The sequence below is a fragment of the Streptomyces durmitorensis genome (assembly GCF_023498005.1).
In the GTDB taxonomy this organism is placed as follows: Bacteria; Actinomycetota; Actinomycetes; order Streptomycetales; family Streptomycetaceae; genus Streptomyces; species Streptomyces durmitorensis.
Map to the genome: position 1 here is coordinate 9,548,234 of NZ_CP097289.1, position 20,267 is coordinate 9,568,500.

The 20,267-nt window shown below is 68.5% G+C and carries 17 protein-coding genes; 11 read left to right on the top strand and 6 right to left on the bottom strand.

The features are described 5' to 3' along the window. The first annotated feature begins 169 nt into the window (after positions 1 to 169). From M4V62_RS42295 to M4V62_RS42305, 3 genes are all read left to right on the top strand, one after another. The gene (locus tag M4V62_RS42295) at positions 170 to 1,534 is read left to right on the top strand and encodes an NCS2 family permease (RefSeq protein WP_249592510.1); all 1,365 of its coding nucleotides are present in this window, start codon (positions 170 to 172) and stop codon (positions 1,532 to 1,534) included. 90 nt (positions 1,535 to 1,624) lie between these two features. Then, positions 1,625 to 3,343: an adenine deaminase C-terminal domain-containing protein gene (locus tag M4V62_RS42300; RefSeq protein ID WP_249592511.1), complete on the top strand. Its 1,719-nt coding sequence runs from the start codon at positions 1,625 to 1,627 to the stop codon at positions 3,341 to 3,343. Between the two features lie 157 nt (positions 3,344 to 3,500). Next, positions 3,501 to 4,994 (top strand): MFS transporter, encoded by a 1,494-nt coding sequence (locus M4V62_RS42305; RefSeq protein ID WP_249592512.1) that lies wholly within the window; start codon positions 3,501 to 3,503, stop codon positions 4,992 to 4,994. Here the strand turns inward: M4V62_RS42305 and M4V62_RS42310 are convergent. After that, positions 4,979 to 5,767, bottom strand: a complete 789-nt coding sequence (locus M4V62_RS42310) for a bestrophin-like domain (protein ID WP_249592513.1) — start codon at positions 5,765 to 5,767, stop codon at positions 4,979 to 4,981. The genes M4V62_RS42305 and M4V62_RS42310 overlap by 16 nt on opposite strands. An 89-nt stretch (positions 5,768 to 5,856) precedes the next feature. Continuing rightward, positions 5,857 to 6,822 carry a LysR family transcriptional regulator gene (locus M4V62_RS42315; RefSeq protein ID WP_249592514.1) on the bottom strand — a complete coding sequence of 322 codons (966 nt, stop codon included), beginning with the start codon at positions 6,820 to 6,822 and terminating at the stop codon, positions 5,857 to 5,859. A gap of 127 nt (positions 6,823 to 6,949) precedes the next feature. Here M4V62_RS42315 and M4V62_RS42320 point away from each other — a divergent pair, with 127 nt between their 5' ends. Further along, a complete protein-coding gene (locus M4V62_RS42320; protein ID WP_249592515.1) occupies positions 6,950 to 8,059 on the top strand; it encodes a PrpF domain-containing protein in 1,110 nt (369 codons plus the stop codon). Between the two features lie 84 nt (positions 8,060 to 8,143). Further along, positions 8,144 to 9,400 (top strand): SLC13 family permease, encoded by a 1,257-nt coding sequence (locus tag M4V62_RS42325; RefSeq protein ID WP_249592516.1) that lies wholly within the window; start codon positions 8,144 to 8,146, stop codon positions 9,398 to 9,400. A 38-nt stretch (positions 9,401 to 9,438) separates the two neighbouring features. On the opposite strand, the gene M4V62_RS42330 is transcribed toward M4V62_RS42325, so the two are convergent. Beyond that, positions 9,439 to 10,479, bottom strand: coding sequence for a bile acid:sodium symporter family protein (locus tag M4V62_RS42330; protein ID WP_249592517.1), 1,041 nt, complete (start codon positions 10,477 to 10,479; stop codon positions 9,439 to 9,441). A gap of 265 nt (positions 10,480 to 10,744) precedes the next feature. On the opposite strand from M4V62_RS42330, the gene M4V62_RS42335 reads away from it, so the two are divergent. After that, a complete protein-coding gene (locus M4V62_RS42335) occupies positions 10,745 to 11,542 on the top strand; it encodes an SDR family oxidoreductase (RefSeq protein ID WP_249593226.1) in 798 nt (265 codons plus the stop codon). 114 nt (positions 11,543 to 11,656) lie between these two features. Here M4V62_RS42335 and M4V62_RS42340 read toward each other — a convergent pair whose 3' ends face one another. Continuing rightward, positions 11,657 to 12,151, bottom strand: coding sequence for a hypothetical protein (locus tag M4V62_RS42340; RefSeq protein ID WP_249592518.1), 495 nt, complete (start codon positions 12,149 to 12,151; stop codon positions 11,657 to 11,659). A 624-nt stretch (positions 12,152 to 12,775) separates the two neighbouring features. Between M4V62_RS42340 and M4V62_RS42345 the strand changes: the two genes are divergently transcribed. From M4V62_RS42345 to M4V62_RS42355, 3 genes are all read left to right on the top strand, one after another. Then, complete coding sequence (locus M4V62_RS42345) at positions 12,776 to 13,084, top strand: hypothetical protein (protein WP_249592519.1); 309 nt, start codon at positions 12,776 to 12,778, stop codon at positions 13,082 to 13,084. A gap of 242 nt (positions 13,085 to 13,326) precedes the next feature. Next, on the top strand, positions 13,327 to 14,115 hold the full coding sequence (locus M4V62_RS42350; protein ID WP_249593227.1) for a tetratricopeptide repeat protein: 789 nt from the start codon (positions 13,327 to 13,329) through the stop codon (positions 14,113 to 14,115). Positions 14,116 to 14,555: 440 nt separating this feature from the next. Next, entirely contained in the window at positions 14,556 to 15,794 is a 1,239-nt protein-coding gene (locus tag M4V62_RS42355) for a pentapeptide repeat-containing protein (protein WP_249592520.1), read from the top strand. Positions 15,795 to 15,967: 173 nt separating this feature from the next. Here the strand turns inward: M4V62_RS42355 and M4V62_RS42360 are convergent, their stop codons facing one another. Both M4V62_RS42360 and M4V62_RS42365 read right to left on the bottom strand, forming a co-directional pair. Further along, entirely contained in the window at positions 15,968 to 16,840 is an 873-nt protein-coding gene (locus M4V62_RS42360; RefSeq protein ID WP_249592521.1) for an immunity 49 family protein, read from the bottom strand. Between the two features lie 715 nt (positions 16,841 to 17,555). Beyond that, entirely contained in the window at positions 17,556 to 18,146 is a 591-nt protein-coding gene (locus tag M4V62_RS42365) for a TetR/AcrR family transcriptional regulator (protein ID WP_249592522.1), read from the bottom strand. A 90-nt stretch (positions 18,147 to 18,236) separates the two neighbouring features. On the opposite strand from M4V62_RS42365, the gene M4V62_RS42370 reads away from it, so the two are divergent. Further along, entirely contained in the window at positions 18,237 to 19,250 is a 1,014-nt protein-coding gene (locus M4V62_RS42370; RefSeq protein ID WP_249592523.1) for a saccharopine dehydrogenase family protein, read from the top strand. A 165-nt stretch (positions 19,251 to 19,415) separates the two neighbouring features. Continuing rightward, entirely contained in the window at positions 19,416 to 19,844 is a 429-nt protein-coding gene (locus M4V62_RS42375) for a hypothetical protein (RefSeq protein ID WP_249592524.1), read from the top strand. The last annotated feature ends 423 nt before the right edge of the window (positions 19,845 to 20,267 follow it).

Genomic DNA, 20,267 nt, shown 5'->3' on the forward strand with positions numbered 1-20,267 from the left:
GCCTGACGCCGTGCCATGATACCCGCAACCGGTCTCTGCAACCGGTTTCATAGACCGGTTGCAGAGACCGTGCCAAGTTGCAGAGACCGTGCCAAACCGGTTCCCCGCGCGCCCGCACTCTGACACGCCGACAACCGCGTGCCCGCCCTTCACCCCGCCCGAGGTCCCCATGCCCACCACCGCTCCGCCGCCCGGCGAGCAGACCGACGCCGCCACCCCGCCGCCCGCCTCGCCCGTCGAGCGGCTCTTCGGCGTCCGTGACCGCGGCAGCAGCCACCGCACGGAACTCGTGGCGGGCGCCTCGATGTTCATGGCCGCCGCCTACGCCGTCGTCGTGGTGCCCGGCCAGCTGGCCTCCGCCGGTGTGCCGCACGGCGCCGCGACGACCGCCGTCATCATCGCCATCGCCCTCGCGACGCTGGCCATGGGCCTGATCGCCAACCTGCCGTTCGTCGTCGCCCCGGGCCTCGGCGGCGTGGCCCTGATCGCGTTCACCATCGTCGGACAGGACCATGTCCCCTGGGACACGGCACTCGGCATGGTCTTCTGGTCCGGCGTCGCCTTCCTGCTCCTCACCCTCTTCGGCATCCGCGACCTCGTCACGCGGCTCATGCCGATGAACCTCAAGTACGCCATCAGCGGCGGCCTTGGCCTCTACATCGCCCTCATCGGATTCCGCGACGCCGACCTCGTCGTCGGCAACGCCGACAAGGCGGCCCTCGCGGTCGGCGACCTGTCCGAGCCCACCGCGCTCCTCGCCCTGGCCGGCCTGCTGCTGCTCACAGCCCTCGCCGCACGCAAAGTACCGGGCGCCTTCCTCATCACCATCGCAGCCGTCACGGTCGTCGGCGTGCCGCTGGGCGTGACCGATGTCCCCGACAGCCTCCTCTCGGCCCCCGACTCACCCGGCCCCCTCCTCTTCAACATCGACATCCTCGGCGCACTCAAGCCCGAATACTTCCCCTACATCTTCGCGTTCTTCGTGTCCGAGTTCTTCTCCATGACCGGCACCCTCCTTGCCGTCTCCGGACGCGCCGGTCTCCTCGACAAGGACGGCAACATCCCCGGCTCCCGCCGCCCCTTCCTTGTCGACTCGGTCTCCGTGATGGGTGGTTCAGCCGTGGGCGCGCCCTCGATGACCGCCTACCTGGAGTCGTCGGCCGCCGCCGACGCCGGCGGCAAGACCGGCCTGGCATCGGTATGGGCCGCGTGTGGCTTCGCACTGCTGCTGCTCGTCACGCCGTTCGCCACCCTGATCCCCTCCGCGGCCACCGCATCCGCGCTGATGTTCATCGGTCTGAACATGCTCGGCGCGCTCAAGAACGTCGACTTCAAGGACCCCACGAACGCCATCCCGGCCGCCCTGACCGTCGCCACCACGCTGTTCTTCGGCAACTTCGGCACCGGCATCGCGACCGGCCTCGCTGCCCACGTCCTGGTGAAGACCGTCAGCGGCCGGATCCGCGAGGTGCCCTGGCCGCTGTGGATCGTCATGATCCCGCTGGGCTACTACTTCTACACACTCGTCCCCTGACCGCCCCGTCAGCCCGAGCCGACAACCCTTCTCCAGGGCGGGCCGCGCCCGCCCACGCGTGACGACACCCTTCGCAAGGAGCACGACCACATGAGTGAGCAGCACGACCTCCGGATCAGCGGCGGGCGCGTGATGTCCACCTTCACCGGTGAGGAGTTCGCCGCGGACATACTGGTACGGGGCGACCGCATCACCGCGGTGCTCCCGCCCGGCACCCCGGCCACGGCAGGGGAGGAGGTCGACGCGACCGGCATGCTGATCGTCCCCGGCTTCGTGGACGCCCACATGCACATCGAGAGCGCGTTCCTGACGCCTCAGGAGTTCGCCGCCGTGACGCTGGCCCGCGGCACGACGACGGTCCTCGCCGACCCGCACGAGATCGTCAACGTCGCCGGCCGGGACGCCATGCGCTGGATGATCGACGCGGGCCGCGAGACCGCCCAGACCCAGCTGTGGGGCGTTCCCTCGTGCGTGCCCGCCCTTGAGGGCCTGGAGCACGCCGGAGCGGCCCTCTCCGCCGACGACATCGCGGACATGCTGGGGTGGCCGGGTGTCGTCGCGCTCGGCGAGGTCATGGACTACCGCGCAGTCGTCGCCGGTGACCGCCGCATGCACGAGATCACCGCGGTGGCCCGCGCGCACGACGCGATCCTCGACGGCCACTGCCCGAACCTGACCGGCGCGGAACTGAGCGCGTACCTGGCCACCGGCGTGGACTCCGACCACACCAAGAACCGCACCGAGGTGGTCCTGGAGAAGGCACGCCTGGGCATGACGATGATGCTCCAGGAGAAGTGCCTCACCGCGGACGTGGCGACAGCCTTGCTGTCCTTGCCCCAACTCCCGCCGCTGTGCCTGGTCACGGACGACCTCGCGGCCGACCACATCGTCGAGCGAGGCCACCTGGACCACATCGCGCGGGTCGCCGTGGCCGCCGGGTTCCCGCCCCACGCCGTCCTCAAGGCCCTGACCTGGACGCCGGCCCAGCGCCTGCGGCTCCACGACCGAGGCGTGGTCTCCCCGGGCAAGCGCGCCGACCTGGTCCTGCTGCGGGGCGAACTCGCCGCGTTCGAGCCCGCGTTGGTGCTGGCGGGTGGCCGCATCGTGGGCCGCGACGGCGTGCCCGAACAGGCGGCACCCGCCTCGGAGACCCTTGCCGTGCCACCCCTGGACAGCCGCGTGGACGTAGAAGCCCAGGAGGAGGACGGATACCGCTGGCGCGTGGACCTGCCGGACGGCACGCACCGCTTCCGGGCGATGAGCGTCAACCCGCGCGACACCTACACTGAAGCGACCGAGGTCGAACTCCCGGTCTCCGGCGGCGAGGTGCACTGGGAGGGCCGGACCACACTGGTCCGCGTACGCAACCGCTACGGACGCCCCGGCATGGTCTTCGCCCCGCTGGTGGGCCGGGATCTGGGTGCGGGCGCCGTGGCGTCGACGTACGCCCACGACAGCCACAACCTCCTGACGATCGGTACCTCACGCGCGGCGATGGCCGCAGCCGCCGCGACAGTCGTCGCCGACGGGGGAGGGGTGGCCGTCGTCAGGGGTGCCGCGGGCGAGACCGTGGCGGCGCGCATGCCGCTGCCCGTGGGCGGCGTCCTTTCCGCCCGCCCGGCCCACGACGTCGCCGCCCAGGCGGCCGCGGTGCGAACGGCTCTGGAGACCTGGGGCTGGAACCACCTCAACCCGTTCATGAGCGTGTCGACCCTGACGCTCGCCGTCTCACCCGCCCTCAAAATCACCGACCGCTCGCTGGTGGACGTGGCACGCCGCGAACCGGTGGCGGCGACGGTGGGGGACTGACCAGCTACGGCGACGGCTCCCGAGGGTGTGACCGCCCGCTGATCGTGCTGACGTCCATGACGCAGACGACGGTGACCATTATGCGGACATGCGTACGGACGATTTCCGGCCGGTGCGACGATTCGCCGGTACGTCCGCACCACCCCGGAAGGCGCTCGTGAGCTCCACCTCCCCCTCGTCCGGCAGCACGACCCTGGCGACCGCGCCGGGCACGGTACTGATCCGCTCCGCAGCGGACATCTCCGACCTGGTCAACTCGGGCACGGCGCGCGGCCAGCACGCCAAAATGATCGTGATCATCGCGCTCGGCGGCATCTTCCTCGACGCCTACGACCTGAGTTCCCTCGCCTACGGGCTTCCCGACATCACGGAACAGTTCGGCCTCAGCTCCGCCATGGCCGGCACGGTCACCGCCTCGATCAGCGTGGGATCCCTCGTCGGCGCTCTCGTCGGCGGCTGGCTGGTGGACCGGATCGGCCGCTACCGGGTCTTCATGGCGAACATGCTCTTCTTCGTCGTCACCGCGCTCGTGTGCGCGCTGGCGCAGGACGTGTGGACCCTGATCGCGGCGCGCTTCGTGATGGGCGTCGGCGTCGGCATGGACATCCCCGTCGCCATCGCGTTCCTCGCCGAATTCTCCCGGCTGCGCGGCAAGGGCAGCAAGGGCTCACGCACGGCTGCCTGGTCGCCCGCCTGGTACACCGCGACCAGCGGCTGCTACCTGGTGATCATGCTCCTCTACTTCGTCCTGCCCGACGCCCAACTGGGCTGGCTGTGGCGCTTCACCGTCGGCTTCGGCGCCATACCCGCGCTGCTGGTACTGCTGCTGCGCCGGCGCTACATGAACGAGTCCCCGACCTGGGCCGCCGACCAGGGCGACCTGGAAGGCGCGGCGCGCATCCTTCGCCAGTCCTACGGCGTCGACGCGCGCGTCGCCGACGATGTGCCCGCGCAGGCGCCCCGCCCGCCCAGGCCCGGCCTCGCCGCGTACGCACGGCTCTTCACCCCTCCGTACCGCACGCGCACCATCCAGTCGGTGACGGTCGGTCTGGCGGAGACCTTCGGCTACAACGCGGTCGCGTTCGGGCTGCCGATCATCATCGCCACCCTGATGACCCAGGGCCCGCTGACCACGATCGCCTCCTCCTTCGCCCTGAACCTCCTCTTCGCCCTGACCGGCGGACTGCTCGGCATCCGCTGGGCATCGACCCGCGGCGCCTGGCCGATGATGACGCTGGGCTTCGCGATCCAGTTCGTCGCCATCACGGTGCTCGGCCTCATCGCAGCCCCCTCCGGGACGGCCGCCGTCACGGCGGGGATCCTGATGCTCGGCGCGTTCATGTTCGCCCAGGGCTTCGGCCCCGGCGCGCACATCATGAGCTACGCCTCGCTGGGCTTCCCCACATCGATGCGCGGCGTCAGCATCGGCTTCAACCAGGCGGTCCTACGCCTCGGTTCGACGCTGACCCTGTTCTTCTTCCCCATCCTCAGCAGCGGCCTGGGCACCGACGTCTACTGGGTCATCCTCGCCGCCCCCGTACTGGGTCTGATCGCACTCCTGGCCAAGCGCTGGGAACCGGTCGGCTTCGACGCGGACGCAGAGGAACGGAGCTCTTCAGCCCGGCTCGCGGCCGGTCAGTGCCAGAACTGAGCGAGTACGCCCTCCTTGAAGGGCGCAGGCGAAACGGCGAGCTCGCCCGCGAACGGATGGTCCAACGTCAAGCACAGCAGCAGACTCACGCCGATCAGTGCGGCGACCGACACGACGAACATCAAATTCGCACGCACGCTCCTGATGCCGTAGAGCAAGGTCAGGGGAAGCATGACGAGTGCGCCGCCGTAGACGAGGACGTTGAGGAGCGACGGCAGGGACTGCTCCGAGTCGGCGAGCCGAGTACGGCGTGCGCCCGCGATCTCGCCGAGCGTCGAGACGGACTGTGCGTAGTAGGTCTTCTCGGCCTCGGTCTGCGGCTCGTACTCCTGGAACACCTCGTACAGCGCGGTCACTTCGGGATTGGTGATCTCGGGGTCGGGCTCTCCCGCGCGCATCAGCGGCCATTGCTCGTCGACGACGACACGCACGTACGCCCCGACGGCGTTGGTCACCCGGCGCTCCTGGTCGGCCGGGAACGCAGAGGCATCACGCAGTACCTCGGCGGTCTGGCTGGCCTCGAGCGCGACGTTTGTCCTCGCCTCGTTGAGGCCCTCCCACTCGGCCACGACGACGAAGGCCAGGATGATGCCGTAGATCGCGGCGTACATGCCGAGCACAACGCCGATCATCTCGTTGTGCGTGCCGTTCGCGTGGTGAGGAAAACTGCGTCTCAGTACGAGCGTGCCGGCCACGGCAGCCAGTACGGCGCCGCCACCGAGCAGCCCGGCAAGCGCGACAGTGGTGAAATTGTTCAGCAGCCAGATACCCACGGCCTCATAACGCCGGGCCCCCGTTCGGGTTACCCCTCGGCTGGGACGAGTCAGATGGCGACCGCCGACGCGAGCCCGCTGCCGGATGGTCAGCGCTTTCGCACCGCACCGAGCTGAGGCCGGTCAAGGCCGGGGTCGGTGAACCCTCGCGCGACGGCGTGCAGGACGCGGGCCATCGCCTGGGCCGCGGGCGTGGCGGCGCGCTGGGCGGACCCGGCCAGGAGGATGCGGCGGACCGGTGGGACGGCGTCGGGGGACTGGTCGTGGGACAGGGGGAGAAGGCGTACGTCACTGCGCCGGTTGGTCAGGGCCAGTCGGGGCGCAAGAGCCAGGCCGAGGCCGGCGGCGACCATCGCCTGCGCTTCCTGGTAGTCGTGGGAGGTGTAGGCGATGCGCGGTTCGAAGCCCGCCTGATGACAGGCGCGCCGGAGCACGTCCGCGACCGGGTGGTTCTCGGCGCGGATGATCCACTCCTGGGCGGCGAGCTCGGACAGTCGGACACGGTCGGAGGCGACCAGCGGTGAACTGGCCGGTACGACAAGGACCGTGGGGTCTTCGAGGAGCGGTGTGAGGATCAACTGGTCGTCGTCGACGCGGTTCCAGTCGTAGTCCCACAGCAGCGACAGCTCCACCTCACCGGTGTGCAGCATCTCCCGCAGCTGGGCCAGGACCCCGGCCCGCACGACCGTGCGTACCTGCGGGTGGGCGCGGCGGAAGCGGGTCAGGGCCAACGGCAGCAGTGAGGCGCTGGCCGTCGGGAAGGAGCCGAGGGTCACGACGCCACGGTCCAGATGCCCGAACGCCTCCAAGTCGGCCTCCGCTGCCTGGAGTTCACGGCGGATGACGCGCCCCCGTTCAGCGAGCGCCGCGCCGGCCGCGGTGGTGCGCACGCCGCGGGGCAGCCGCTCGATCAGCGGCTGCCCGGCCTCGCGCTCGAGCAGGGACATCTGCTGGGAGGCGGCGGACGTGGTCATGGACAGGGCCTCGCCGGCGGCGGTGAGCGAGCCGCGCTCGGCGACCTCGGCGAGCAGCAGCAGTCGGCGGACATTGAGCATGCAGTGACTTTAGCCCAGCTAAACCTGCCTCAAGAAACGAGACATTGTGCTCAAGCCAAAGGCTCTGCGAGAGTCTGCGCAACGCAGCGGTCCCGCACCCGATGCGCTAAGAGAAAGACGCTCTGACATGCACGTTCCCGCAACTCTCGTACGCGGTGGGACCAGCAAATGCTGGCTTTTCCCCCAAGTACACATGCCCGCCGACCGCGACCGGATCGAACGCATCCTGGTCGACGCCTACGGCGCGGCGGACCCCGTTCAGCTCGACGGCATCGGCGGCGCCACCCCCACCACGTCCAAGGCGGCCGTGGTCGGCGCCAGCGCCCATGACGGCGTCGACATCGACTACCTCTTCGCGCAGGTCGGCATCGGGACCGGCACGGTCGAGTGGGGCAGTAACTGCGGCAACTGCGCCACAGCCATTGCCCTTTACGCCGTGGCCGAGGGACTGGTACCGCTGAGGCACGACCGCACCCCCGTGGTCATGCGCAACACCAACACGGGCGCCGTCCTCGAAGCCGAGGTCGACACTCCGGGCGGCCGAGTCCAGGAGTTCGGGGACCGTACGGTTCCGGGCACGTTGGCCGGAGGCGTGCCGGTAGGTCTCGCCTTCCGTCACCCATCGGGCGCCGCGACAGGCCGCCTCCTGCCGACCGGCCGCCCCGCCGACGTACTCCAGGTCGGCGAGCGGTCGTTGGCCGTGAGCATGGTGGACGCCGGTGCCCCGGTGGTCCTGGTGGACGCACTGCGCGCCGATCGGACCGGAGCCGAGACGCTGGAGCAGATGCGCACGGAGGTGCCCTGGCTGCGCGCGGCCCGGCATGCGTCCGCGGTCCGCATGGGCCTGGCCGAACCCGGGGCGGCGCCCGGTGACGCGGTGCCCAAGGTCGGCCTCGTCGGCCCTCCCGCCGCCTACACCACCACCCTCGGCGAACACGTGGCCGCGCACGAGTACGACGTGTCCGTGCGGATGCTGTCGATGAACTCCCCGCACCCGGCCATCGGCCTCACCTCCGCGGTCGCCGTGGCCGCGGCCAACCTCACCGAGGGCACCGTGGTCGCCGAGGCGTCCACCGCCGCCGGCCGCGGTGTCCTGCGCATCGGCACCCCCGCAGGGGTGCTGGCCGTGGAAGCCTCGGGCAGCGGACCTGACCGGGTCACCGTCGCCCGGGCCGCGCGTGTGCTGTGCCAGGCCCGCATCCTCGTACGCGATCCCGCACTGCCGGCCGCCGCCTGACCCCTGCCGCCCCTCCCCGGTGAGCCGCAGCCACCGGGCCCTCTCGCTCGCCCCGCCCCCTTCCGCAGGACAAAGAGGACAATGATGTCTCCTGAGCTGGTATCCGTCGGCGCGCTGCTCGTCATGTTCGTCGTCGGCACCGTCCTGCCGATCAACATCGGCATCCTGGCCTTCGTCGCGTCGTTCGCGATCGGTACGACCGCACTGAACATGACGGAGGATCAGATATTTGAGGGCTTCCCCGTGGAGCTCTTCCTCACCATCGTCGGCGTCACCTATCTGTTCGCCGTGGCCCGCCGCAACGGCACGGTCGATCTGCTGGTCGCCGCCGGAGTCCGCCTGGTGAGGGGTCGTACGTCCCTGATCCCCTGGGTGCTGTTCCTTCTTGCCGGTGTGCTGACGTCGCTGGGCACCTTCACCCCTGCCGCCGTGGCGATCCTCGTACCCATCGCGATGAACTTCGCCTTCCGCTACGACATCAACCCGCTGATGACCGGAATGATGGTGATCAGCGGAGCCCACGCCGGAGCCTTCTCGCCCATGGCCGTCTCCGGGGCGCTGGTGCTCGGCATGGTCGACGACACCGAGCTGTCCGTCGCCCCTGCGACGCTCTTCTTCGCCAGCTTCGCCGTCAATCTCCTGCTGTCCGTGCTGACCTTCGCCGCCCTGCGGCGCCGCACGATGACGACGGACCCGACCACGCCGCCCGAACAGGAGGCGACGAACGGCGACACGGAAGCACAGCGGGCAACCGGGCACCAGTGGGCCACGCTCGCCGCCCTCGCTGCCATGGTGGTGTGTGCTCTCGGCTTCCAGATGCAGATCGGTGTCCTCGCCCTGGCCGCCGGAGCGCTGCTTGCCCTGCTGGACATGAAGCGCCAGGAGAAGGCGGTGGACGGCATCAGCTGGCACACCCTCCTGCTGGTCGGCGGCATGATGACCTACATCGCGATGCTGGAGCACGCCGGGATCATCGAGAAGATCTCCCAGCACGCGGCCGACTTCGGGGCCCCGCTCGTCGTAGCCCTCCTCCTGTGTTTCACGGTCGCCGTCACCTCCGCCTTCGCCTCATCGACCGCGATCCTCACCGCGATCATCCCGATCGCCGTTCCGCTGCTGCTGACCAGCCACCTCAGCTCGACGGGCCTGATAGCCGCTCTCGCCGTCTCCACGACGATCGTCGACGTCTCTCCGTTCTCGACGAATGGCGCGCTAGTGCTGAGCAACGCACGGGGAGTGGAACGACGCGGCTTCTACCGCCAGGTCCTCGGCTACACCTGCGGCATCGTCGCAGCGGGGCCCGTTGTGGCCTGGGGCGCTCTCGTCCTGCCCTGGTCCTGAAACCGGACGTCGCGACCGGCGGCGTCTGCCCCCTGGGGTCACAACCTCTCCCGGCCGGGTGCGGCCCGCTTCCGGGCAGGCCACGGAAACCACCGGGGACCCAGCTGCTTGCGCGGTGCCTGTTTCTCAGGGATGGACGCCGCAGGCGCTCCGGCGCCGACCGCTGCAGTCTCGGCCGGGGCGACGCGGCGCAGCAGGAATCCAGCGGTCAGGGCCATGACGAACATCCCCACCGCATACACCGCCGAGGGAATGGCCATCCTGGTGCTGTCCAGGAGCGAGGGGCTGAGGGCGATCGCCATCGACAGGGTGGTGTTGTGCATGCCGATCTCGAAGCAGGTGGCGACGGACTGTCGGTGGTCGCCGCGGGCCAGCCGGGTCGCGCCGTAGCCGATGGTGAGGGAGATCGCGCCGAAGAGGAAGACGACGAGGCCGACGTCGGCGAGATAGCCGAGCACGTTCTCCCGCTCGGCGGCAAGCGCGGCGATGATGATGCCGACGAGCGCGGCAATCGCCGTCACCTTGACGATCCCCGTGGAGCGCTCGGCGAAGTCCGGGCGGCGGTGTCGGGCCAGCATCCCCGCCGCGACCGGCACCAGCACGACGAGGAAGACCTGCAGTGTCTTGTCGAAGCGCAGTCCCAGCGCCTCGTCCGTGCCGGTCATGAAGTGGTCGAGGGAGAGGTTCACGACGATCGGCAGCGTGACGACCGCGATGACCGAATTGATGGCGGTCAGCGAGATGTTGAGGGCGACGTCGCCGCCGAAGAGATGGCTGAAGATATTGGCCATCGTGCCGCCGGGAGAGGCCGCGAGCAGCATCATGCCGACGGCCAGCGTGGGACTCAGGTCGAAGGCCAGCACCAGGCCCAGACAGACAGCGGGCAGCAGCACCAGCTGGCAGACGAGCGCGACGGCCACAGGCCGCGGATACGCCGCGATCCTGCGGAAGTCGGCCACGGACAGGCCGAGTCCGAGACCGAACATGATCACGGCGAGAACGGCAGGCAGCAGATAGGTGGTCAGCGGCGAGTCCACGGGAACAGCCTCCGGGAGGCTGGTCGAAAAGTCCACGGCCATGCAGAACGGCTCCCGCAGTGTGAAGACGGATGGCGCCGAGTCGGAGGCCCTGGGCAAGTAGCAGGTGGGTCGCACGAGGCGTCGCAGCGCAGCGTGGCTGGCTGGCTGGCTGGCTCAGCGAAGTCGATGGCCTGCGCGTGAGCGACGCTGGTGAGGATCTCCAAGCTCGCCCTCGCGGTGCCGCCTACGCCTGTCATCTGCCGCGCCGTCGCGGGAATTTGATTGACGCTGCGGAGCCCTTCGTGAACCATTCCGGACCGTGACGATGAACACCGCTCGTGAACAGCCTGCCCACGAACAAAGCCCTCCGGCCAACCGTCCACTCGCCCTGATTACCGGGGTGGGCCGCACCGTTGGTATCGGCGCGGGCATTGCCCGGCGGCTAGCCGCATCGGGCTGGGACATCGCCTTCACCTACTGGACGCCCTACGACGACCGTATGAGCTGGGGGAGCGAGCCCGGCGCGACCGAAGTGATCAGCCAGACCCTGGCCGAACAGGGTGCGTCCACCGCCGCAATCGAGGCGGATCTCGCCGACCCAGATACCCCGGCACGCGTCTTCGACGAGGTCGAACAACGGATGGGCAGTGTCACCGCACTGGTGATGAGCCACTGCGAGTCTGTCGACTCTGGGCTCCTCGACACCACGTTGGAGAGTTTCGACCGGCACTTCGCCGTCAACGCGCGCGCCCCCTGGCTGCTCATCCGCGAGTTCGGACGCCGGTTCGCCGCAGAGCGGGGAACCGGACGGATCGTCAGCCTCACCAGCGATCACACCGTTGGCAACCTGCCCTACGGAGCGAGCAAGGGAGCCCTGGACCGCATCACCCTGGCCGCCGCCCACGAACTCGCCCACCTCGGCGTCACCGCCAACGCGATCAATCCCGGACCGGTTGACACCGGCTGGATGCCCGAGGAAGTCCGGGAGCACTGCATCCGCAGCGCCCCGCTCGGTCGGTTGGGTACTCCGCAGGACACCGCGCACCTCGTCGACTTCCTGTGCTCCAGGGAAGGCGAGTGGATCAACGGTCAGCTGCTGATGAGTAACGGCGGCCTTGCATAGACCCCTTGAACCGGTGACCTGGAGAAACCGCCGAGTGGGGGGTGTGCCCAGGCGTGTGTCCGGCATCGTGGCAGCACGGCCCAAATAGCCTCGCCCTGCAGAGGAAGCGACCTCTTAGCTCTCGACCATGTCGCCGTTGCTCCAGGCGTAGACCTTGTCTCCCTTGACTGCCACCCGCAGCTGGTACTGCCCGGAACAGTCGGGCTGTCCGTCATCGGCCCCCACGTCTTGTGGCCACCAGCTCGCTGCCAGCGTGGGCCCGTCGGTGAAGGCGCCTTCCAAGCAGCTCTTCTCTCCGGTCAGCTTCAGCGGGGTGTCGGCGAGGGTGAAGCGCATGAGCTTGGCGTTGCCGGTGGTCTGCGCCTTGATCGTGATGTCCGTGGCGTCCCTGGGCACCCACTTGGGGAGCCGGAAGATGAGTTCACCGTCGGCGGACTTTCGGGCCTCGTGCTCAGTGGGGAAGGTCTTGACGCGTTCGTGGAGCACATGGTCGTTGAACACGTCCGGGAAGCCGTCGTTGTGTTCCTTCAGCAGGGGCGTCACGGCCGAGCCGACGGCCCAGAGACCTACTACGCAGGCTGCGCTGATGATCAGAGTTTTCTTCTGCATACCCATCCAGGCCCGGTAGGGGCCGCTCGCTTCCACGCCGACCGGGCGAACGTGTGTCGCCCACGAGAGAGACGGAGGCGGAGAGGAGACGGTTCAGTCCCGCGGTCCAGGAAAATCTACGGTCAACGTGCCCGTCGTCGGCCTGATGCGGTCGCAGGACATGCTCTGCAAGGAGACCGACGGCTGGTGAGCGGACCACGTCTCGGTGCTGACCACAGCGCCGTATTTCGAGAACCTGCGGGACCGGCTCGCCCCTCCCGACCGGGCGGCCGGGGCGGCCCGACCTTCACATTGCCCCTCGGCGCCGCCCACTACCCGCTCGTCGCTCTCGACCTTCGCCCAGGTCACGGGCCCCCAGCACTGCCTGATGACCTTCAAGAACTGGCTGCGCCACACCAGATGGACGGCATGCCCACCCACCACGACGTCAACTCCGCACGCGGGCACGTAGAACAGGGCTCGTCGCTCCGGACCGGGAGGGTGATCGGTCCGCTCCTCTGAAATGAAGCATTGGGTGACCGCCGTACACCTGGTGCGTGTCATGCAACGGTCCGGTGTCGGATTCACTGCAATGTACGTGGGCAGGGGAAGTGACACATGACATCGTCCAAGCGAGGAGCCGACATGACCACGTTCGTCATCACTGTCCCTGGCACTTTCCTCAGCGACATCAATGACTCGGCATGCATGGCTCTCGAGCGGGAGCTGGCTTCTCGGCACACTGACGTCAGCGAGAGTGAAGGCGTTGACCTGCTGACGTTGAACGAAGGCGGTACTTTCTCGGTTCGCCTCGAAGTGGAAGCTGCCGACCGCTACGAGGCTGAACTGCAGGCCACCAGGCTTGTCGTGGCTGCGTTGAAGGAAGCGGGAATCAACGAAGCTGATGCCCCACTCGGCCCACCGGCAGTCACCGGCATTGACAGTGAGCTGTAGAGATGTAATCGAGCGGGGCAGCGGCATGGCCGTGGCCGCTGTGGGTTCTCAATTCACGTAAGGCATTCGTAGCGCATCTTGGTAGGCGCTCCCCCTCGGCGATAGGAGTTCCCACGCCTGCCTGTCCCCAGCTCACAGGGCTACCGACCAGCTCCGATCCCTTGGCGGGCAGCGTGCGCCGCATCCGTATGATCCCTGCCATGAGATTCTTCCGGCCGCGCGGCCGTAGCGATGCCAGGCGGATGACGGGAACGCCTGTGGCTCAGGCCAAAGCGCTCTACGAAGCCAAGCGTTACGCCGAGGCGGAGGCCGAGGCGCGTGCCGTGGCCCGGTCGCGGCCACGCAACGACGAGTACGCAGCGGTGGCGCTGAACATCGCCGCGATCGCGACTGGCGCTCAGGGACGCCACGCCGAGGCGCTCGCCACGTACGACGAAGCGCTGCCAGCGTTCAGCAGGATATTCGGAGCCGGTCACTGGCTCACCCTGAAGCTGCGCTCGGACCGTGCTCAGCAGATGACCTCGCTCGGCAGGTACGCCGAGTGCGAGGCGGAGTGTGCGGCCGTCGCCGAGGCCGCGAACCGCGGTACCGGCCCGGAGATGTCACTTCTGGCGACGGCCGCACGCAATGGACTGGTCTTCGCCCTCAACGCGCAGGGGCGCCACGAGGAAGCCGAGGCGCTCGCCCGCGAGGCCTTGGCCGTCCATCGCGCTCCCGACCGGGCGTCCTTGGTCCTGCGGCTCGGCCTGGCACGCAGCCTGAACGGACAAGCCCGCCACGAAGAGTCCCTGGCCGAGGCGCAGGTCGCCGACGAGCTGTACCACGGCCTGTCCGAGGACCAGCGCCATCCAGATGCAGGCGCCGTCGAACTGGCCTTTGGCACGGCCCTGTTGGGGCTGCGCCGTGATTCCGAAGCCCGCCTCCAGGCCGCAGCTGCTCACAACGCCTGTCTGGCCTCCTTCGGTCCAGGCCACTACCGCACGGTCGAAGCCCAAGGCTTGCTCGACCGCATCGACGGCGCTCGACCGTAAGCGCAACGAGTCAGTCCGAACGAGCCACAGACACACCGTGGGCACTCATCCAGAATCCACGACGGCCTGGGCCAAGCCCCGGGACCGCTGTTGTGACGTGCTGTGCGCATCAGTTGGCCAATCGAGCCAACTACAGCGCTCAGGCACACGCTTGTGGCACGGCGACAACACACCGACGACGAACATCTCGAACGCGTCCTGCGTCGCGGTCTGCGCCGGATCCAGCGCCATCCGAAACCATCGACGGCTGCCTCACAGGCACCGGCTTCCGCCTGACCCGCCGTCCGGCGAACCTCTCGATGGACGACACCACTGCACGTCCGTTCCGGACGCGAGGTCGCCTCCGTGTGGATGGCCCCGGGCCGTTGCCGCGCCCTCGGCGTAGATGAGATGGGGCGGAGGGCTGCGCCCGGCTGAGTTTCTCGTAGATCCTGCGGGGTGTGATCCGAAATCTGATACGCCGCCGGGAGCGGCGCGGCCTGCGTCTGTGGAACGTCGGCGTCGTCCTTGCCCTGACCTTTGTCACCGCGATCGCGATCGCGGCCGGGGTGTTCTTCGCCGGGTGGGACCTGCTCGGCGCCCGCGGGCTGAAGACGCAGCGCCGCCTGGACGCCTCGACGCTGTTCGACCTGGTGAAGCTGGCCTTCGGGGTGGTGGCCGGGGCCGGTGCGCTGGTCGCCCTGGTGGTGGCCTACCGGCGCCAGCGGGTGGATGAGGAAGGCGCGCTGCGCGAGGCGACCCGGCTGCACACCGAGCGTTTCACCACCGCCGTCTCCCAGCTCGGCGATGACCAGACGCCGGTCCGGCTGGGCGGGGTGCACGCGCTGGCCGGGCTCGCCGACGATGCGCCCACCGACCTCCTGCGTCAGACGTGCATCGACGTGCTGTGCGCGTATCTGCGCCTGCCCTACATTGCCGAGTCCGATCTCCCGCCGGATGACGCCGCGGCCCGGCGTATCTACCTGGCGATGCGGGAGGTGCGCCACACCATCATCCGCGTCATCCGGGACCGCATGTCGGTCGGCCCCGAGGAAACGCACCTCTCCTGGCAGGGGCACGACTTCGACTTCACCGGGGTCGTCTTCGACGGCGGCGACTTGTCCGGTGCCGTGTTCTCCACCGGTGGCACGGTCTCCTTCCGTGATGCTGTGTTCTCCGGCGGTGCGGTCTCCTTCGACCGCACGTGGTTCTCCGGTGGCACGGTCTCGTTCGACGGCGCGCGGTTCGTCGGTGGCACGGTCGACTTCACCTTGGCGGAGTTCTCCGGCGGCAGGGTTTCCTTCCTCGGCGCGCGGTTCTCCGGCGGCACGGTCAGCTTCCGCCGCGCGCGGTTCTCCGGCGGCACGGTTGGCTTCAGCGAGTCGGAGTTCGCCGGCGGCGAGGTCGACTTCGTGGCTGCGGTGTTCTCCGGGGGCGCGGTCAGCTTCCGCAGGGCGCTGTTCTCCGACGGCGCGGTCAGCTTCCGCAGGGTGGTGATCTCCGGGGGCGAGGTCGACTTCGTCGGTGCGGTGTTCTCCGGCAGCATGGTCGATTTCACCCACGCGGAGCTCTCCGGGGGCGACGTCGGCTTCCCCGACGGGGTGGTCGGCCCCGCACCGATTGGACTGGTGCCCTCTACCGGACAGCCGCTGCCACCGGGGCTGCGCCTGCCCGAGCGGTGGCTGACGCCGGAGCCCTGAGTCCGCGCCCGCCTCCCGTCCCGGACTCCAACACCCGTCGCGTTCGCCTCCCGGCCCTCGTCGGCCTCGAAGTGGTCCTCCACCGCGGGGAAACACAGTCTCTCCATACCAGGACCCAACTGCGGCTCTGCCGACGGGGATTCCATGAGGCGGACGCTGACGGTCACCCGGCGTCACGTGGGGAACTCGCCCAACCAGCTGCGCTGCAGCAGATGCTTCGGCAGGTACTCCGACTCGACGTCAATCGGAATTCCCCCGTCGTAGGCAAGGCAAGCGATAGCCAGCGGCCCCAAGGCGATGCTTCCATCAATGTCCGCTTCCCGAACCTCGTTCAGCGTCCAGTAGGTCTTGTGCAGCTTCAAGGCTTCCCATAGGGCGGGACTGAACCCCTCCTCATTCTTGCGTACGAAGTGGTAGAAGAGGCTGATCGGTGGGTACAGCAGACCATCCAGGAGGTCGCGCGGGGCGATTCGCGCGACGGCAGGATCCGACGCCTGGAACGTAGCGGTGAGTTTCTCCACCAACCCGGCCCGGCGCAGCCAGTACGTCTGCAGGGTGTCTATCCAGTGATAGATGTACTCGTCATACTGTCCCTCGGGTGCACGCAGTCGCTCCAAGGGGATCTCGCACAGCTGCGTCATCCGCGCCTGATCACGGCAGATGACGGCCAGCCAGAACGCCGTCAGCCATTTTCCCGCATCGGCAGTTGACATCAGGCCCACGGCTGGAAGCGTCCGCATCTTCCGGTTGATGCGGCACTCGACGGAGCCCTCGCCCGTCGCGGTCACGGCGAACAAGGCTGATCCCAGTTGCATCGCGTTAACGGTGGCCTCCCATGTCTCCAACGCCGCCGCTCGGGGATCGACGACACAGCGAGCGCCCAACACCAGCAGCCCGGTGTCGAAATGTGAGTCGATCAAGCTCGCGGAACCAGCGGAGTCCGCAAGGTGATCGATGCCGTTCACCAAGTGTGCGCTGAGGCGCTCCGCCAACTGCCCGGCGTCAGGTCCTGCCGACAGGTCATGCCGGGCCATGTGTTCGCTCACGGAAGGGTTCCCTTGCTGATATCGAAGTGTTGATGCGACCGGGGACGCCGCGTCGTGGCGTCGTGTCGCTTCCTTCATTTATGTCACGCATCGGCGCGTGACAGGAGCCAGTGGTTATGAAGGCCAAGCACAGCGAAGCCCAGCAAGGGGACGCCAACATGAGTCGCAGAGCGGACAGTCACACCGAACCCCTCTGGAGTCGAACTGCGCTGCGGCGGGCTGCATGTAACCGTGCAGCGTGTGCCTGTCTGGCTCGTCTCGCTGATCACCACGGCCGCACTGGGAGTACGACCGCGAACGTATCGATGGCTTCGACTACGACATGGGCGCGGCCCTCATCGGATCCGCTGACGCCGCGAACGCGTCGGAGCTGATGACGGTGCTCAAGGCATGGGGCGTGTGGGTCGACCTCTTCGCCCAGCCCTGGGACACCGACGATCCCAAGCAGACAAAGGTCACCTGCTGGGGCTGTCAGCTCGTGCAGCCGCTCGGCAGGGGTTGCCCATCCCGGTGTGGTAGCGGGCCGTTGGTGTTCTCGTTCGAGCAAGAGCGTCGACCAGGGTTCCGACGGCGGAGCCGTTGTCCTTCGGCCCTGAGCCACTGTCCAGATCTCCCGGATCTTGAAGTTCATAGCGTCCCCTGAACTGGGGTGTTGTGACGGCCACTAGAACGGAAGCCAAAGCGCCTCTGGCCTGAGTGCAGTTCCATTGAGGCCCTAACGGTCGGCCTTGGCGTCGAGGCTGCCCAGGATGAGGTCGGTCAGCGCGGTGACCGCTTCGCCGTCGGTTGCCCGTTCTCGGTTCAGCTCGGCGGCAATCGCCTCGGCCGCGCCCAGTATGCCGACGCAGCGCAGCCGGAGGGCTTGGGGCGGGAGGCCGGAGTACGGCAGCAGCGCTGTGGCCATCAAGTCCGTGTAGCTGTCCGTCAACTCGTGCTGGACCGCCTCCATTTCCGGGTTCCCTTTGAGCGCGGCGGAAATGGCGCTGAGCTCCGGCATGTCAGTGGCGCAGGCGAAGTAGGCGGCGCTGATGACGCGTGCGACCTCGCCGATGTTGGGTGCGGCATCCTGCAACGCCTGTGTGATCGCGGCCCGGTGGTGTTCGTCCAGCCGTCGGTAGAGCGCGAGCAGCAGGCCCGGGCGGGTGGCGAAGTGGCCGTATGTGATCGGTCTGCTCACCCCGGCTGCTTCCGCGAGGGTGACCAGCGTCAGACCGTCCGTCCCGTGGGTACGCACGATCGCCACCGCGGTGTCGAGCAGTTGCTCCCGCCTGGCCTGCTTGGACAGGCGGGTCGGTGTGGTGGCCATGGTCCTCCCTTGCGTTCGCGTCCGAATCTAAGCTACAAAACGTAGGTTACAAAATGTAGCTTCACGGATGTGATGTGAGGGGAACCCACAGTGGGACAGTCGGAATCGGTACTGATATTGGGCGGTACGGGACAGGCGGGCGCGGGGGCCGCTGCCTTCCTGCGCCAATGGCACCCGGCATTGCCGCTGACGATCGCGGGCCGTGACCTCGAGCGTGCGCAGCGGGTGGCCGACGAACTGGGCGCCGCAACGGCCGTGACCACCGATCTGCTGCGCGCCGATCTCGGCCTCCCTGCCGATCACCACTACTCCGCGGTGGTCGCCGCGCTATGGGACGACCACTTGCACGGGCTGCGGTACGCGCAGCATCGCGGGCTGCCCTACCTCAGCATCTCCAGTGGTCTGACAGACATCGCGCCGGAGGTCGTCGCGGGCGCCCAACGGGCAGGCGCCGCACCGATCCTGGTGGCCAGCCACTACTGCGCCGGTACCGTCGTCCTCGCGGCACTGCACTCGGCCCGGCAGTTCGACCGGATCGACACCATCCGGATCGGTGCCGTCCTGGACGAACTGGACACCGGCGGACCGGCGGGAAGAGCGGATCTGCAGAGATGGTCCACCGCCACCTCGGCGGGACTGGTGCGCCGAGACGGCGTCTTCACCTGGATCAACGGCCCCGACGCACAGACGGATGTACGCAGTACCGACGGCACGGTCCTGCCCGGCCAGAGCATCGCCATCCTCGACGTACCAAGTCTCGCCCTCGCGACGGACGCGCCGAACGTCCGCTTCGACTTCGCCGTCGGCGAATCCGCGGGCCGGCGCCGCGGCGAGCCCGCTTCCTTCGAGGTCCGGCTCGACCTCGAAGGAGCGCACCGAGGCGGTGCACCGATCAGTACGAGCAGCTACCTGGTCCACCCGACAGGGCAGCGCCCCTTGACCGCAGTCGGCATCGCACTCGGCATCGAGCGATTGCTCGCGCTGCGCGGCGACGCCGTCACGCCGGGCATCCACACTCCTGAGGCACTCATCGACCCGGCCTATGCGGTCGAGCGGATGGCCGAGACCGGCGCCGTCTTCATCGATGCACCCGGCGACAGCTGACCTTCCCTTCAGAGGATCCGCACCCGGCTCGGCTTTTGCGGTCAGCCGCAAAAGCCTGGCTGGGCACGGCGCCGCCGGACAACAGTGGAACCCGCCAAGCACGGCGGCGAGATTCCGCGGTCCGACCGTGGCCGTCCGTGAACGACCTGTCCAAGGGGGAATCGTATGAAGCTCAAGCTGGCATCGCTGGGAGCCACTGCCGTCATGCTCGTCGGTGGCGGCCTGGCAGCGGGGGCGGCCGCACCCGCCGTCGCCGACTCACAGGCTGCTCAGGCGTCTTTGGAGAAGGAACGGGTCCTCGTGGCCTCCAGCGGTGACTTCACCGCCCAGGGCACCTGGAGCAAGGCCACGAGCTGGGGCGAGTCGGAGGGCAACATCTACAGCACGTACGCGGGTGGATGGGTCAAGGACCTGACAGCCGACGGCTACTGCGCCCAGGTGGTCATCGAGTGGTACGGGACCAACGGGAAGAAGGACACCGACTACTCGCCCGAGGCATGCCCCAAGGGCGACAAGGACGACTTCTCCAAGAAGCCCGGCGACTCAACCCATTGGACAGCCACCGGCTGGGCGGTCTACATGCAGAGGGTGTGACGCCCTGGCGGCCTCACGGCCCGCTCGATTCCGTCTTGAGTGGAACGCGGTCTGGGGGTGTCGACTCCACCTGCGGTGCGGAGACTCCGCCGAGGGGCTCGAAGCCGCACGCGGTCAGCAGGCTCAGGGACAGTAAGGCGGCAGTGGCCACCCCGGCCATGCGGCGGCGCGAGCTGATGGTGGAACGGGTCGTGAGGCGACTCTCTGAGCTGTCGGCGCTCGAGCGGTCGACGGCAGGCCGGGATCTTTCCCCGGTGCTCACCCGTCAACGGCTGCGTGTGTTGGACGACTTGAGCCTGCGAGCTGGCCAGTCCCAGCCACCACAGTAGGCGGGCAGAATGGCAAGCTGGGACGCACTGTCCCTCGCTGAGCAGGTGAAACGAAGCACGGATGCAACGCTGGAAGGGGACGCCCACGGGGGCG

What these genes read in the sequence shown, in the direction of transcription:
- M4V62_RS42295 (WP_249592510.1), top strand. Translation starts at nt 170, where the DNA reads ATGCCCACCACCGCTCCGCCGCCCGGCGAGCAGACCGACGCCGCCACC.
- M4V62_RS42300 (WP_249592511.1), top strand. Translation starts at nt 1,625, where the DNA reads ATGAGTGAGCAGCACGACCTCCGGATCAGCGGCGGGCGCGTGATGTCC.
- M4V62_RS42315 (WP_249592514.1), bottom strand. Translation starts at nt 6,822, where the DNA reads ATGCTCAATGTCCGCCGACTGCTGCTGCTCGCCGAGGTCGCCGAGCGC.
- M4V62_RS42320 (WP_249592515.1), top strand. Translation starts at nt 6,950, where the DNA reads ATGCACGTTCCCGCAACTCTCGTACGCGGTGGGACCAGCAAATGCTGG.
- M4V62_RS42325 (WP_249592516.1), top strand. Translation starts at nt 8,144, where the DNA reads ATGTCTCCTGAGCTGGTATCCGTCGGCGCGCTGCTCGTCATGTTCGTC.
- M4V62_RS42330 (WP_249592517.1), bottom strand. Translation starts at nt 10,479, where the DNA reads ATGGCCGTGGACTTTTCGACCAGCCTCCCGGAGGCTGTTCCCGTGGAC.
- M4V62_RS42335 (WP_249593226.1), top strand. Translation starts at nt 10,745, where the DNA reads ATGAACACCGCTCGTGAACAGCCTGCCCACGAACAAAGCCCTCCGGCC.
- M4V62_RS42340 (WP_249592518.1), bottom strand. Translation starts at nt 12,151, where the DNA reads ATGCAGAAGAAAACTCTGATCATCAGCGCAGCCTGCGTAGTAGGTCTC.
- M4V62_RS42345 (WP_249592519.1), top strand. Translation starts at nt 12,776, where the DNA reads ATGACCACGTTCGTCATCACTGTCCCTGGCACTTTCCTCAGCGACATC.
- M4V62_RS42350 (WP_249593227.1), top strand. Translation starts at nt 13,327, where the DNA reads ATGACGGGAACGCCTGTGGCTCAGGCCAAAGCGCTCTACGAAGCCAAG.
- M4V62_RS42365 (WP_249592522.1), bottom strand. Translation starts at nt 18,146, where the DNA reads ATGGCCACCACACCGACCCGCCTGTCCAAGCAGGCCAGGCGGGAGCAA.
- M4V62_RS42375 (WP_249592524.1), top strand. Translation starts at nt 19,416, where the DNA reads ATGAAGCTCAAGCTGGCATCGCTGGGAGCCACTGCCGTCATGCTCGTC.